The sequence below is a fragment of the Arthrobacter antibioticus genome (assembly GCF_030063205.1).
Taxonomy (GTDB): Bacteria; Actinomycetota; Actinomycetes; order Actinomycetales; family Micrococcaceae; genus Specibacter.
This window is the reverse complement of sequence record NZ_JASISQ010000001.1, coordinates 592505-606045: the sequence shown is the minus strand read 5'-3', so window position 1 is coordinate 606045 and position 13541 is coordinate 592505. Positions and strand designations below refer to the sequence as shown.

Sequence of the window (13541 nt, the reverse complement as noted above, 5' to 3'; positions counted from 1 at the left end):
CAGTCAGTGGACTCTGCCCAAGCACGGCTCCGGGGGACCTGCTCGATCAGTGGTGTGCCGTCCAGCAGCCCAGAATGGTGGTGGCCATTTCGTAGGCGAATTTGCTGGGGGTGACACGATCTGGACCCACAGCTGAACTCAGTGCTGTTGCGTCAACGTGGAGCGTCATATTGTCTTTTGCAAAGATGACAGTTCCGGAATCAGACTGGTACCCGGGCAATCCCAAATTGGCTAGCCCCTTGATAGGTGCCGCCTTGGCTGAACCGGCCATTTTTTCTGCCAATGCGCCCGCTTCGGCGTCACTGGCCGATTCGGTTACTTCCATCACGAACGTTCCTTCAGCGAGCGGGTAGGTACAGGAAAATATTTTACCGTCCCAGTTTTCTGATGTTTTAGGCAGTTCGCTCAGAGAGAGGATGTCGCGAACTCCCTCTTTTGCCACATCAGCGCACACCATTTTAGCGGCCTCGGACGGTCCCTGGGACTGGACAGTCAAAACACCCTTCATACCTCCGGTGGTGCTATGGAAAGGGTAGAGCCCAGCCTTCTTTGGCGCCTGGAAATTTGCCACCCCGCCAGCTGCGACAGTGAGTTTAAAACTGCTTGAATCATCAGCCACGATTTCTACCGTGGAGGCTTCCATATTCATGACGGTCACGGTGGCGCCCGGTGGAAGCGGCTTGGGGTTATGGAACATGCCGTCCTGAATGTGAATCATGGACTCCATTGATCCCATGGAATCCATGGCACCCATTTCGGGGGCTCCACTGGCAGTGGCAGAAGCACTTGGAACAGACGGGGCCTGTGCCACTGTTGTTGCGTTCATACCGCATCCTGTCAGGGTGAGCGCACCGGCCAGAGCCAATACCGCGGCAAGTCTGGGTTTTTTATACACGTTCTTCCAATCCAAAACTCTTAGGGGCGCTGGGACGCGGGGCGATTCTGTGATGCGGGATGTGAGGCTGCTGGCTGATTACTACTATCCGGCGTTGCTGGAGACAAGGTGTGCGTAGACTACGAAGTTCTCGGTGAATTCTCCCGAGCTGGCTTCATAGCCGTCGCAGGTGATCAACCGGATCTCGGCGCGATCGGTGTTGCCATATACGGCCAGGGTGGGGAAGGCGTTCTTTTTGAATATTTCACTTCTGTCTACAGCAAAAACGGCAACGCTACCGTCGGCGCGGGTGACGGAAAACTCTTCGCCTTCGGTGAGTTCATGCAACCGAAAGAAGACACCTTCGGGGTTGTTGGTTGCGTTGACGTGACCGAGGATGACGGAGGGGCCGAGCTCTCCGGGGGTGGGGGAGTGTTTGTACCATCCAGCGGGGGAGCCTACAGCTTCCGGGGGTACTTCTGCCTCGCCATTGGCCTCGCGCGCCAGGGTCATTAAGTTTGTGGTTAAACCAATGTCAGGGATCGTCAATGAAACAGGTGCTGAAGCCGGGAGTACCTCGCCTTGGATGGCCGGTTTAGCCGGTGGTGCTGGTGCGGGACTCGAGGGTTCAACAGTGGGTGGTGGCGCAGCGGTGGTAGGTGCTGCTGGTGAACTTGAGGTGCTCTGTTGTGTCTGTGTAGTGCTTGCGGATGTAGTGGCGGGCCCACATGCGGCAACACCAAAGGTGAGGGTTGCCAGGAGGACCGCCGCCGCCGCGGGGCCCAGAGGGCCTCCGCGACGACTGCAGTTTTTTACCATGGTGAAATCAGCCGCTACTTAACCGAAGCGGTCTTTTTGCGGTTCATGGCAAGAGCTGCACCGGCTGCAAGTACCAGGGCACCTCCGCCAGCAAACCATGCAACATCAGGAGAAGTGGAAGCGTTAGCTGCTGCTACCTGAGTTGTAACACCCGTTCCGGGTGCACCGCCGGGCATGGCCGCCATCTGTGAAGCAACTAGCGTGCCGCACAATGCTGGTGACGTTGCTGCCAACGGCAGTGAGGGAACCAGATCGCTCTTAGCTTCCTGGCCTGCAGCTGACAAGGTGGCCGGATCCAGTCCATGGACTACAACAACGCCGGTGCCGGCCTTGATAGCGTCAATGGTGGCAGCGTTCATGGTGAACGTGCGCTCATACTTGTAGTTGGCGCCCATGCCGCCAACGGCAAGGTCCAAAGCGGCCTTGTCACTGGTGTCACCGGTGGTGGAAAGCGTGGTGCCGATCTTTCCGTAGGACGGGCCGCCTTCTGTGGTGCTGATAACGCCGTCGCCGTCGGTATCAGCGCCGGGAGCCGGGCAAGTTCCGGCACCTTCGATGTGAATGTGCTGAACGTGGGGGTAGTCAGCGCCATCGAAGGTTGCTGCCAAGCCCTTGACGTCCTGTGTCACGGTGGCTTGATCGCCTGTGATGGAGAGCCAGAGGGAGCCGCTGGCATTGCTGCCGTTGATGGCGCCCAAGTTGGCTTCGTAGGTGGTTGCATCGCCGTCAGCGGCCATAGCGGCCCCACCGGAGAGGGACAGCGCAGCCAGTGCAAGCACGGGTGCTACGAGAAAAGCAGATTTCTTATTCATGTGAATTCTCCTCATAAGTGCCGGACGCCCCATCTTTGGGCGCGTCCACTATGTGCTTCGGAGCACAAGGAGTTTCGGATTGGAGAAAAGAAAAGATTCATTTTGGCCAGGGCACCAGAAGGCGTCCCAGGCCTCTTGCGCGGCTCGGTGGTAGGGGTTGTATCCCCTGTCAGCGCATCAATTTTGTAACCCCGGCCAAGAACAGATCCAGACCAAAATTGAAAGCAGCGCTCTCACTCTCGGGGTCAAGCGGGCCGGGGAGAACCCCGGCCTTCACCAGGCCGCTACGTGTTTGTTCTTGGGTCACTGTGCCCAAAATGTAGTGCACCAGCGTCAGGCCAGCCCACTGGGCCTGCTCGGCTGGCACGCCCGCTAAGACAAAGTGCCCTAAGGGTTCCTGCAGGCTAGGGAGGGAGTCCGGGGCTAGTGCGTGCGTGAAGGCAACCATCTCGGCCCCGTCACGGACCTGTATAAGTACGTCTCGGATGTTCTGAGCCCAACGTCTCAGGATCGAGAGCCCGGTGGTTGGCTCCGTGGAAACGTAAGCATCCGCAACCGTAATGCTCTCTCCAGCCGGAGCTAGGATCATGACCGAGAGGATGCCCAGGAGATCTTGTTTGTTCTTCACATGCCAGTACAGTGCGCCAGGTTGCACGCCCAAATCTCGAGCTAAACGGCGCATGGATAGATCTGCCAAACCGTAGTCGCGCAGGATCCCAAAAGCGGTTTCAATCACCTTTTCACGAGTCAAAGACATGGCGGGGTCCCTTCCTGAGGGTTTGTAGATGACTTGATTCGGGACCAAAAGGATCCACTGCGGTGGGCGGGAGGCTGCGTGTTTCCCCTCTATCCTGCCTTATGCCCGGGGTTCGGAGCTGAACGGGCACGCAGGGGCCCATTTGACAGCAGTCACACGTTTTTCGATACTTGAACGGTGTTCAATAACTTTCAAGCCCTAGCCGACCGGCAGTTGACCGGTGCCACCCTGACTCGTGAGGATGCTCTTGCAATCCTGACTTCTTCCGATGAGCAACTGTTGGAAGTCGTGGCCGCCGCGGCCACCTTGCGCCGTGCCTACTTCGCCAACACGGTAAAGGTGAACTACCTGGTAAACCTCAAGTCCGGGCTTTGTCCAGAGGACTGCACCTACTGTTCGCAGCGTTTGGGTTCCGCCGCACAGATTCTAAAGTACACGTGGCTCAAGCCTGAAGAAACCTTGAAGCAGGCATCGACTGGTGTTGCGGCAGGCGCTTCACGTGTTTGTCTGGTGGCCAGCGGGAAGGGACCCAGTGATCGAGATGTAGATCGGGTCGCGGACATGGTTGCAGGGCTAAAAAGCGAACACCCTGACGTGGAAGTTTGCGCGTGTTTAGGAATTTTGAAGGATGGCCAGGCGGAACGGCTCAAGGCGTGTGGGGTGGACGCGTACAACCACAACCTGAACACCAGCGAGGAGATGTATAAGGAAATCTGTTCAACCCACGAATTCTCCGATCGGGTGCGCACGGTGGAGCATGCCAAGAGCGCAGGCCTCTCACCATGCTCGGGCCTGATTGTTGGGATGGGGGAGAATAATGAGGACCTCATCGATGCTGTGTTCGCGTTACGCGATCTTGGCTCAGACTCCATCCCCGTGAACTTCCTCATGCCTTTCGAGGGCACTCCCTTGGCGGACACCTGGTTGCTGAGCCCTACTCACTGTGTGCGCATTTTGGCCTTGATTCGCTTCGCGTGCCCAGAGGCGGAACTTCGCATGGCAGCCGGGCGTGAAATGCACCTGCGCAGTCTCCAACCGCTGGCTCTGAACATTGCCAACTCGCTATTCCTTGGCGATTACCTCACCAGTGAGGGTCAACCTGGTCAAGCCGATCTTGAAATGATTGCCGACGCCGGATTCATCGTCTTGGGCGCTAAGTCAGCTGAAGGTGCTGTGCCTGAACACGTTGTGCCCGGGCATAGCGGCGATTCCGGAGCAGGTGCCCAGCCCGCCATTCGCCGCCGTGGTGCTGGAACGGAACTTGCCCCGAATGCCTGAGCGCACCGCCGCGGATCCCTTAACTGATACGTCATTATCAAAGGGAACCCACTCACGCTCACTGGTAGAGCGAGACCGTGGGCTGCTTTGGCACCCCTATGCTCCGCTGGACGGTCCGGATCCTTACGCCGTTCTTGGTGCGGCCGGGACCAAACTGCACCTGCAGGACGGGAAAGGGGAGGAATTTGAGGTGGTTGATGCTATGAGCTCGTGGTGGTCGGCCGTCCATGGTTACCGCAACCCGGCACTCGACGCTGCGCTGGCTGAGCAGGCCGGCACTTTTTCACATGTCATGTTTGGTGGACTGACGCATGCCCCGGCCGTGGAACTAGCCGAGCGGCTGGCGGCCATGGCACCTGCGGAGTTGGCCCACGTCTTTTTTGCTGACTCGGGTTCTGTCTCGGTGGAGGTGGCCTTGAAGTTGGCGCTCCAGTACCAACGCGCTCGCGGTTTTCCCCAAAGAAGCCGGTTTTTGGCGCTTGCCGGTGGATATCACGGAGATACTTTCGCTGCCATGAGCGTCTGTGACCCGGTGGATGGCATGCACGCGGAGTTTTCCAGCCTCGTGGCGAAGCAGTTGTTCCTGCCTCGACCGCCGCAGGCTCATCTGATGGGTGACGAGCTTGTGTGCGACCCGGTGGAGGTAGCGAACTGGGTGGCGGTATTGGAGGAAACTGTCCGTAGATACGGGGACGAACTAGCCGCAATTGTGCTGGAGCCGGTACTTCAGGGTGCCGGTGGCATGTATGTTTATGCACCCGAATGCCTGCACGCAGCGCGACGTGTGGCCAACGAGTTTGGATTGTTGTTGATAGTTGATGAGATTGCCACCGGTTTTGGCCGCACCGGAAAACTGTTCGCCGCCGAGTGGGCGGATGTGGTGCCGGACATCATGTGCGTGGGTAAGGCGCTCACCGGGGGGTACCTGACACTGGCTGCAATGCTGTGTTCGCGTGAAGTTGCGGCCGTCATAACCGCCTCGCCGCTCCGGGCGCTCTTGCACGGGCCAACGTTTATGGCTAACCCTTTGGCCTGCGCCGTTGCTGTGGCCTCACTGAAACTATTGGAAACCGTGCCTTGGAAAAAACAGGTGGCAGCCATAGAAACAGGATTAGCCTCCGCTCTGGCCCCTGCGTTGGCGCTGGGGCCGGTTCGCGAGGTCAGGGTGCTGGGTGCAGTGGGGGTTATTGCCTTGAATGCACCCGTAGATGTTCAGGCGCTTACCCGTGCGGCTGTCCTGAGAGGAGTTTGGGTGCGGCCTTTTCGCAATCTTGTTTACACCATGCCGGCCTATATAAGTACCCCCGAGGACGTGGCCACGATCGGGGCAGGCTTGGTATCGGCAGTGGCCAGTGTCCACGGCTGATAGGGGAACCAAAGACGTAAGCGGCGAAGGAACCGGGCCCGGGGCCATGGAGCAGTGGTTGCATAGCCGAGCTTTTGTCCGCGAGCGCCGCGGCCTGGTGCGGACGGCTGATGCGCCTGCCGGAACTACCCTTGAGAGCGGCCGGCACGAGGTAAGTTCCGGCCCACCGCTGGATCTGGCAGCCAACGATTACCTTGGCCTGTCCAGGGATCCTCGGGTGACGGCGGCTGCCATTGACGCCGTGGCACACCATGGCTGCGGTGCGCGAGCATCGCGGGTGGTCAATGGCACCTTGGCGGTACATAATTACCTCGAAGAGCAGCTGTGCCTGCTGACAGCAGCGCAGTCAGCGCTGGTGTTTTCTTCGGGCTACCTGGCCAATCTCGGTGTACTGACATCACTGGGTGGGCCAGGAACACTGTTGATTTTGGATTCCCATGTTCATGCCTCGCTATTAGACGCCGCACGGCTGGCCCGCTCTCCTGTGGTCATGGTTGCCCATGGCGATACGGCCGAAGTGGGTGCTGTGTTGGCAGCCCGCACACAGCCACGGGCAGTTGTGGTCGTTGAATCGCTGTATTCGGTGCTGGGGGACGCCGCGGACCTTAACGAGTTGGCCGTGCTGTGTGCACGTCATGACGCATGGTTGCTGGTAGACGAGGCGCATGGGATAGGTGTGGCTGGAGCTGGGCGGGGTGCCGTGTATGAAGCTGGTCTGGGCCATGCCAGTCATGTTGTGAGAACCGTGACGTTATCCAAAGCACTTGGTTCCCAAGGTGGTGCCGTACTGGGCTCCGCTACTTTACGAGAACACCTGGTAAATACGTCAAGGACCTTCATTTTCGACACAGCACTGGCTCCGGCCGCCGCTGGTGCTGCCGCAAAGGCCGCCCAGATCATCCTGGCCGAGCCGGCGCTTGCACAACAATTACATAGCAATGCAACTACGTTGGCGAGACTGTGTGGCTTTGCACGCTCTCCAGGAGCCGTGCAGTCCGTTCCCATGCGGTCGGCAGAAGATGCCCTCCAGGCTGCCCAGACACTGCGCACTGCCGGATTGTTAGTTGGTTGTTTCCGACCTCCTAGCGTGCCCGACGGCGTATCCCGCCTACGCCTGACAGCGCGCGCTGACCTCATGGCTTATGAACTAGAACATGCCGCCGTGCTACTTGGCCGGGTTATGCCCGCACTGCCGGATAGTTCTCTTGGCTCAGCTGTGGCTGAGCTAGATAAGGAAAAGTAATGACTTACCACGTTGTCAGCGAACCCTCTGCGGTCAAGGAGGTTATGCGTAGAAGCGATGATTTTGCACCGACGAATGCACTGACATCAGTAGTGCCGCTGACCCCTGCCACGCTGCGCATTCTCAGCAAAGCCGGATTTGCGCTGCCACCTGTCCTGGCCTCGGCCACGGGGGAGCGCCACCGTACCGTCAGGAAAGCTGTTGCCGGGTTCTTCACGCCCGCCAAAGTTGCTGCCGTTACACCACGGGTAAGGGAACTGACTCGTCACCACCTAAGTGAGACCGCTACTGCATTGACTGCAGGGCCCGTGGATCTAGCGCTCTGTCTTGCCCGCCATATCCCGCCAGTGATCATGGCCGAGCTGACGGGACAGGCGAATCCACCGCTTGAGGAACTCAAGAAATGGAGCCGTGACTCCTTGGAGCTGTTCTGGGGCTGGCCCCATGCTGAGCGTCAGATCGAGCTCGCTCACAGCGCAGCGGACTTCTACCGTTGGCTACGCAGTGAGGTGGTTGCTAGCCAAGGGAAGGAATCTCTCTTTGGCGTGTTGCTGGATACAGGATTAAGCACTGCCGAAGTGTGCTCGCTGGGCTATTTTTTGGTGATAGCTGGCCAAGAGACTACCTCGCAGTTGATTAACACCGCCCTGTACAGAGGGATCGGGCTAGGAAGACAGGAATGGGCCAAACTGGCAATCGCCGAGAACGCTTCGCACCATGTGCAGGGGGTATTGGCGAGCGAGTCATCTGTCCACACGTGGCGACGCCGCGCACTTCATGACACAGAGCTTGGCGGTGCCGCCTTACCTGCCGGTGCCGAAATCCTGTTAGAGCTCTCCGGCCGGCATACCCCCGATTCACCTCCCACCGCGTATTCCCTGGCGTTTGGCTACGGCTTGCACCGTTGTCTTGGTGCCAAGTTGGCAGAGCTTGAAACCATGCTCGTGATACAGGAGAGCGCTGCGGCGTTACCTGAACTGGAGCTGGCGGGTCCGGAACCCGGCTGGCTGCGCCTGCTTTCCTTTCAAACTCCAACAACCGTCACGGCGACAAGGATTCTAGGATGAGCCGCACACAGGTGGAGCTGCCCGCCGTCGTCCTTATTACAGGGACGGACACAGAGATAGGAAAAACACTCACCACTGCGGCCTTGGCCGCAACGCTGCAGGGGCAGGGGGCCACAGTGGCTGTGTATAAACCAGTTCAAACAGGAGTGCGTGCCCAGGAGGCCGGTGACGCCGGTGAGGTACGGCGGCTGGCCGGAACGCTCACCTGTGTGGAAGGGATTAGATTGGAATTGCCCATGGCCCCAACGGCGGCTGCCGTTCGTGAAAACCGCACGTTGCCTACACTTGCTGGCCATCTACGCACTATCCGCTCACTGGCTGACCAGCACGACCACGTGCTAGTGGAAGGCTCCGGGGGGCTGTTGGTTTCCCTGGATGAGCAGGGCAACACCATGGCCGAACTCGCCGCAGCATGCCAGGACTGCGCAGTGGTTGTTGTGTGCCGCAGCGGCTTGGGCACGCTGAACCACACGTTGCTAACCCTGGAAGCGCTCGCAGTCCGAGGGGTCACTGCTGCCGGGTTGGTGGTGGGATCCTGGCCAAACGAACCAACCATGGTGGAACTAGATAACGTGGACTACTTCTTGACGCTGCCGGTTCCTGTGCTCGGACGCCTGCCGGCCCAGGCATCCTTGCTCACCAAAGAATTATTTAGCGCGGGGGCCGCAACTTGGCTGTCCGTACTGGCACGCATAGCCAAGCGTTAGCTCAAGCGTTGCTGAAGATGCACGCTGACCTGCTCACCGGCGTCGGACTTTCCTATTGCCTTGCACAGAGCAGCGCGCAGTGGCAGCCAGTGTGGTCCCGTGCCGAAGGCTCCGTCCTTACAGATAGGAGCAGTAAAAGTGAAGTCGAGCGGCTGTGGCTCCTTGGCTGCTGCCATGATCAGTCCTTTGGATACGGTTTTCTAGCTCGCAAGAGCTCCTAAAGTCCCGGAATTGTGACAGTATCATTTTTTGCCGGGGCGGCATGTGGAGCCACTGCGTTCCATTCGCTCATGGTTATAGTCCCTGCGTCCTTACCGGTTGTCCCAAACTGGAGCAGGTACGGCTCACCCTCTGCTGCAATCCAGACGGTCGCTTCCTCGTAGACGTACTTAAATGCTTGAGCACCGTTGAGATCGGCCACTGATGAAGAGGCAAGTTTGCCCAAACCATCATTCACGGGTTTCTCGTTATAGATCCCGAGAAAGGAGCCAATATTCCGGTCTCCAAAGACGCTGGTGTCCTTGACGGAGATCCACTTGTTGCCGGCCATTTCCTTGACTAGATCGGCTGTTTGCTGTCCACTTTTCTGGACGAAAAATTCATTGTCGGCCTTTATATACGCTCCGCCATCAGCGTTGAGCAAGGTGACGGTTGCTCCGTCTTGAGTGACTTCGGAGAGTGAATTAGTACCATCACGGGAACCCGAGACCTTGATCTTAAGCTTTTTGGGGCCGCTTGTGGAGGTACCCTCCAAAGCAACAGAGGTGGCTTTCTTCACGGTGTCGGTGACTTTGGGAAAAATTACGTCCGCATCTGGGACGGTTAGGACCGGGGCTTGAGTGAGCTCGGGAGCAGACGTTTCCGCATTTGGGGCAGGTGCTGAAGCTTCTTTGGTGCTTCCACATCCAGCAAGTGCTAGCAAAAGCGCGCCTGTAATGGGCAGGACCAAAGCTTTGTGCTTGAGATTATTCATATTCGTAATGCCTCCATGGAGCGGCTAGTGAGGATGATGGTCCCAGAGCCTGGTGATTGGCTTTCCTTACTGGAAACGAAACCGGGGAAAGTCTATCTGATGGATTTAATGGTTGTTTAGTGTCCAAAGTGCTGTGACCGGACATCTCCAGCCCAGCGCAGCCATTGGATGTGCCGCCTCGCTCGAAATCGACCAGCACATCATTTGGTGCCGCTGCTATGCCAGCACCCTTGATCCTGAAGAAGCCAAAAATTTCAGTGACGCCCATTTTTTGTAATGTCACCGAATTTCAAGAAATATTCGTATATGTGCTGTTATGAACTGGATAGATGCCCATATGTTCGTGTATATTTATTACCAGTCCATGGTGAACTGCCTTGGATTTTCGCGTGCAACTGAAGGGAGGCAATGATGTTTACAATTTTCAGCTCCGGAGTTATCGGATCCCATCATGCCTGGCCCTGCACGCCTGTTAATTGCCGTCACAGCTAACACTGTCACCGCGTAGGGCTGCCAATATCAGGCTGCCCCGACTTGGCCGCAACTTATGCGGCCACTTCCCCACTGAACAACGTTTCTCAAACACCCCGCAGCTATTTTCATGGAGCCCCGAGTAGCATTGCTATTTTTGGCATCTTGATTTACCTGAGCATGTTTTAAACGTTGTTTCAGCGGAAATAATACACGCAAAATAACTCGCGCTTTTTTGTGTTCTTATAATTCCTTTCTGTTTTTGCTTCCAAATGAAACAAATACAAAAGGGCTTTATTTGTCGCGCCAACATACGTCCACAGTTCACGCAATATTCATGAAAGGGGGTGACACATTGAATCCCAAACCCACAAGGTCAGTTCTTCACAGACTCTTCTTCTCCCCGGTTGACCAGCGTAAGTTCATCGAGCTCCGCGAGCGTCAGTATCGCGAAATCGTACGGGTGGACCTGTTCAACATCCGCTAACCGTCCGCACCACTGATGGTGTGGAGGCGACTGTACACCGCTGAAGGGAGGAGCGAGATGGCCATTACACGTCTCAAGCACCTCATCTCTACTGCCGGCAAGACGCATGGTGTCCTTGTCGTATTCCGTGAACAGCCCGTGCTGACTAGCACGGGCTGTTCCGTTTAATCACAAGTTCTTGGGATAAAAGATTAGGCAAGGGACAGGAAAAGCTTTTCCAGATCCTTGATGCTCATGTTGGCGTCCTCTTTCCTAATGCACTGCTCAAGGCCCGCGGCGATAATGGCAAAGCCCGCCCTATCCAAGGCCTTGGACACAGCGGCAAGTTGGGTGACAACATCTTTGCAATCCCGGCCTTCTTCAAGCATGCGTGTGACGGCCGCGAGCTGTCCTTGTGCACGTTTGAGCCGGTTGATAACAGGGGTGAGTTCTTGTGAATCAAGTTCCATGATGGGCTCCGATAATCGATTGGTGTTACTGCAATCTTATACCCTATGGGGTATACTGTTCAAGTAATACACACAGACAAAGGAGCAATCAGATGTGCCGTGCAGTGACATGTAAGAATTGTGGAAAAACCACGTGGGCGGGTTGTGGCCAGCACGTTGAGCAAGTGATGCGAGCGGTTCCTGCTGCAGACCGTTGCCGAGGGCACGAGGGCAAGAAGCCCACACGAAAGGGTTTTTTTGCCAGCTTGTTCAACCGCTAATCTAAGAAGTCGCTAGCTCCGATGCGGAGTATAAAATCTTTGGGAGGTGCCGTGCTCGGCTTCTGCTGCCCCGTCAAATCAGTACGCTTCGGCCAAGTCCGCCGTTCTCATTCTGATACCTAGCGCCAGCGGTTCTACTGTGAGAAGAAGATGTTGCACAGGACCAAAGTGATCGCCGTCGAGCTGGAATTCTTGCGGCTGATCAAGTGCGATCTGTGCAGATTTACCAGAAAAGCTCTGCACTGACGCGGCACCTTTGCCCTTCTTCCCAAAAACACGCCACAGAACGCCCAGCCAGCCCAACTTGCCTCGTGGGGAAAGAGTGAGGAGATCCAGAATGCCGTCATCAACGACAGCTGCAGGGAAGATCTCCAACCCACCCATGAGCTTTCCGCAATTTCCAGCCATAACGCCACGGACCTTATGGCGAACAGGGTCTGCACCATCGACGGAAATTCTGGCAGTGACAGCCTTGCCGGGTAAATGTCGAATGCCGGCCTCCACATACGCGAGCCAACCGACCCGATCCTTTAGCCCGTCATGGGTATTCGCCATAATCGAGGCGTCATAACCCAGCCCGGCCGCAACGAGGAATAGGTGTTCTTCCCTTCCATGATCAAGCACGGCCCTGACAATATCTATCGAAGTTACCGTACCGTGCAGCACGTCTTGGGCTGCCGCCAGTGGGTCCTTAATATTAATTCCCAGATTACGAGCAAGGAGATTACCGGTCCCCAGCGGTACCACGCCCATCGGAGTTTTTGATCCAGCGAGAACGTCAGCAACATAGCGCACCGTACCGTCGCCGCCAGCAGCAATGACGACATCGACTCCAGCTGCTATGGCTTCTCGGGCCTGGCCCCGTCCGGGATCTTGCGCTGAAGTTTCCAACCACAATGGATCGGACCAGCCAGCATCCGCGCACAGCTGCACAAATGCGGCTTTAAAGTCATCTCCGGGGGATTTTAGCGGATTGATGACCATGGCGGCACTCTTGGGCTTATGAACGTGGGTCAGGGTCATGGCGTCCTTTGTTGTATTTTGTAAGCTACTTGTGCTGGTGGAAGTTCGGTTTGCTGCGGCTGCAACGTCTCTATTGACGGTCAGATATAACCGGTGCGCTGTAATGACCAGTGAGAGCCAAACGGCGCCCAAGGTCCAGGCTGCCAGGACGTCGGTGAACCAATGATGCCCCAAATAAACACGACTTAATCCAACAGCAAACGCAAAGACCCCGGCTACTATAACTGTCCATACCCGCCCCCGGACGGTGCGCCGACGAAGGAGAATCAGGTAGGCCACCACGCCTGCTATCACGAATGCGTTAAGCGTGTGGCCGCTGGGAAATGAAGGAGAGTATTCGTAGGGAGGCACGGCGTCGATCAGCGATGGGCGGGACCGGCCAAAAAGCTGCTTACCCGCAACTGTCATTAAAAGAGATCCCGTAGCTGCAGTGAGAATGAGGATGACGGGAGTCCAGGACCGCCGTTTGAGCGCAAGAATCACCATGATCGTTGCCGCCAAAATAGGCATCCCAATGGTCCCGGCAATGTCGGTGAAACCCGTCATTGCGGCGTTCAGTCCGGGCGAGCGGACACTCTTGGCTGCTTCCAACAGCGGGTGATCCAGGGCGGCAACCCCATCGGCTTCAGTGACGCTCTCATAGACTTCCGTGGAAGCGTACGTCAGCAAAGCAGCGATTGAAGCGCCGATTGCGAGGGTGAGGATCAACGCTGCGTTTGGGCCCAGCCTTTTACTGAGCCAGCGCACAGCATCGGCGAGCAATGCACCCAAGGGTGCATGCCACCGAGTAAGGTCTTTACGCCCCAGAAAACGGTCTTCGCGGAGTTCACCCTCCCGCCCTGTCGTTGGACCGGATGGATCCGCGGGATCATTTGGTTCCGTTGAGTCTTGAGGGTGTTGTTCAGTCATGCCGATGTCCTAATTTTTCGCCAGAATCAGATGGTGTTGGACGTTT

General features: G+C 57.0%; 13 protein-coding genes. 5 read left to right on the top strand and 8 right to left on the bottom strand.

Annotation, left to right across the window (positions count from 1 at the left end):
- Window positions 1–46: 46 nt before the first annotated feature.
- The 4 genes from QMG40_RS02805 to QMG40_RS02790 form a co-directional block, all read right to left on the bottom strand.
- Window positions 47–826: a cupredoxin domain-containing protein gene (locus tag QMG40_RS02805; protein WP_283527678.1), complete on the bottom strand. Its 780-nt coding sequence runs from the start codon at window positions 824–826 to the stop codon at window positions 47–49.
- A 153-nt stretch (window positions 827–979) separates the two neighbouring features.
- Window positions 980–1693 carry a class F sortase gene (locus QMG40_RS02800; protein ID WP_283527676.1) on the bottom strand — a complete coding sequence of 238 codons (714 nt, stop codon included), beginning with the start codon at window positions 1691–1693 and terminating at the stop codon, window positions 980–982.
- Window positions 1694–1707: 14 nt separating this feature from the next.
- Window positions 1708–2505 (bottom strand): hypothetical protein, encoded by a 798-nt coding sequence (locus tag QMG40_RS02795; RefSeq protein WP_283527674.1) that lies wholly within the window; start codon window positions 2503–2505, stop codon window positions 1708–1710.
- A 169-nt stretch (window positions 2506–2674) separates the two neighbouring features.
- Complete coding sequence (locus QMG40_RS02790) at window positions 2675–3262, bottom strand: TetR/AcrR family transcriptional regulator C-terminal domain-containing protein (protein ID WP_283527672.1); 588 nt, start codon at window positions 3260–3262, stop codon at window positions 2675–2677.
- Window positions 3263–3439: 177 nt separating this feature from the next.
- On the opposite strand from QMG40_RS02790, the gene bioB reads away from it, so the two are divergent.
- The 5 genes from bioB to bioD are packed head-to-tail and all read left to right on the top strand — an operon-like array spanning window position 3440 to window position 8923.
- Window positions 3440–4540 (top strand): biotin synthase BioB, encoded by a 1101-nt coding sequence (gene bioB / locus QMG40_RS02785; RefSeq protein WP_283527670.1) that lies wholly within the window; start codon window positions 3440–3442, stop codon window positions 4538–4540.
- Window positions 4533–5906, top strand: coding sequence for an adenosylmethionine--8-amino-7-oxononanoate transaminase (locus QMG40_RS02780; protein ID WP_283527667.1), 1374 nt, complete (start codon window positions 4533–4535; stop codon window positions 5904–5906). The genes bioB and QMG40_RS02780 overlap by 8 nt, the downstream gene beginning before the upstream one ends.
- Window positions 5893–7149, top strand: coding sequence for an 8-amino-7-oxononanoate synthase (locus tag QMG40_RS02775; protein ID WP_349361586.1), 1257 nt, complete (start codon window positions 5893–5895; stop codon window positions 7147–7149). Before QMG40_RS02780 ends, QMG40_RS02775 begins: the two co-directional genes overlap by 14 nt.
- Window positions 7149–8216 carry a cytochrome P450 gene (locus QMG40_RS02770; protein ID WP_283527665.1) on the top strand — a complete coding sequence of 356 codons (1068 nt, stop codon included), beginning with the start codon at window positions 7149–7151 and terminating at the stop codon, window positions 8214–8216. The genes QMG40_RS02775 and QMG40_RS02770 overlap by 1 nt, the downstream gene beginning before the upstream one ends.
- Window positions 8213–8923, top strand: coding sequence for a dethiobiotin synthase (bioD, locus tag QMG40_RS02765; RefSeq protein WP_283527663.1), 711 nt, complete (start codon window positions 8213–8215; stop codon window positions 8921–8923). Before QMG40_RS02770 ends, bioD begins: the two co-directional genes overlap by 4 nt.
- Here the strand turns inward: bioD and QMG40_RS02760 are convergent.
- The 4 genes from QMG40_RS02760 to QMG40_RS17305 all read right to left on the bottom strand — a co-directional run bounded on the left by QMG40_RS02760 (window position 8920) and on the right by QMG40_RS17305 (window position 13495).
- Window positions 8920–9099: a DUF1905 domain-containing protein gene (locus QMG40_RS02760; protein ID WP_283527661.1), complete on the bottom strand. Its 180-nt coding sequence runs from the start codon at window positions 9097–9099 to the stop codon at window positions 8920–8922. The two genes, bioD and QMG40_RS02760, sit on opposite strands and share 4 nt — an antisense overlap.
- 41 nt (window positions 9100–9140) lie before the next feature.
- Window positions 9141–9896, bottom strand: coding sequence for a hypothetical protein (locus QMG40_RS02755; RefSeq protein WP_283527659.1), 756 nt, complete (start codon window positions 9894–9896; stop codon window positions 9141–9143).
- Between the two features lie 1149 nt (window positions 9897–11045).
- Window positions 11046–11303 carry a metal-sensitive transcriptional regulator gene (locus tag QMG40_RS02750; protein ID WP_283527654.1) on the bottom strand — a complete coding sequence of 86 codons (258 nt, stop codon included), beginning with the start codon at window positions 11301–11303 and terminating at the stop codon, window positions 11046–11048.
- Between the two features lie 338 nt (window positions 11304–11641).
- On the bottom strand, window positions 11642–13495 hold the full coding sequence (locus QMG40_RS17305; RefSeq protein WP_349361585.1) for a bifunctional phosphatase PAP2/diacylglycerol kinase family protein: 1854 nt from the start codon (window positions 13493–13495) through the stop codon (window positions 11642–11644).
- Window positions 13496–13541 lie beyond the last annotated feature (46 nt).

Excerpts from the sequence above, each read along its gene's own strand:
- QMG40_RS02750 (WP_283527654.1), bottom strand. The coding sequence starts at position 11,303 with ATGGAACTTGATTCACAAGAACTCACCCCTGTTATCAACCGGCTCAAA.
- QMG40_RS02800 (WP_283527676.1), bottom strand. The coding sequence starts at position 1,693 with ATGGTAAAAAACTGCAGTCGTCGCGGAGGCCCTCTGGGCCCCGCGGCG.
- QMG40_RS02770 (WP_283527665.1), top strand. The coding sequence starts at position 7,149 with ATGACTTACCACGTTGTCAGCGAACCCTCTGCGGTCAAGGAGGTTATG.
- bioD (WP_283527663.1), top strand. The coding sequence starts at position 8,213 with ATGAGCCGCACACAGGTGGAGCTGCCCGCCGTCGTCCTTATTACAGGG.
- QMG40_RS02780 (WP_283527667.1), top strand. The coding sequence starts at position 4,533 with ATGCCTGAGCGCACCGCCGCGGATCCCTTAACTGATACGTCATTATCA.
- QMG40_RS17305 (WP_349361585.1), bottom strand. The coding sequence starts at position 13,495 with ATGACTGAACAACACCCTCAAGACTCAACGGAACCAAATGATCCCGCG.
- QMG40_RS02790 (WP_283527672.1), bottom strand. The coding sequence starts at position 3,262 with ATGTCTTTGACTCGTGAAAAGGTGATTGAAACCGCTTTTGGGATCCTG.
- QMG40_RS02755 (WP_283527659.1), bottom strand. The coding sequence starts at position 9,896 with ATGAATAATCTCAAGCACAAAGCTTTGGTCCTGCCCATTACAGGCGCG.
- QMG40_RS02760 (WP_283527661.1), bottom strand. The coding sequence starts at position 9,099 with ATGGCAGCAGCCAAGGAGCCACAGCCGCTCGACTTCACTTTTACTGCT.
- QMG40_RS02805 (WP_283527678.1), bottom strand. The coding sequence starts at position 826 with ATGAACGCAACAACAGTGGCACAGGCCCCGTCTGTTCCAAGTGCTTCT.
- QMG40_RS02795 (WP_283527674.1), bottom strand. The coding sequence starts at position 2,505 with ATGAATAAGAAATCTGCTTTTCTCGTAGCACCCGTGCTTGCACTGGCT.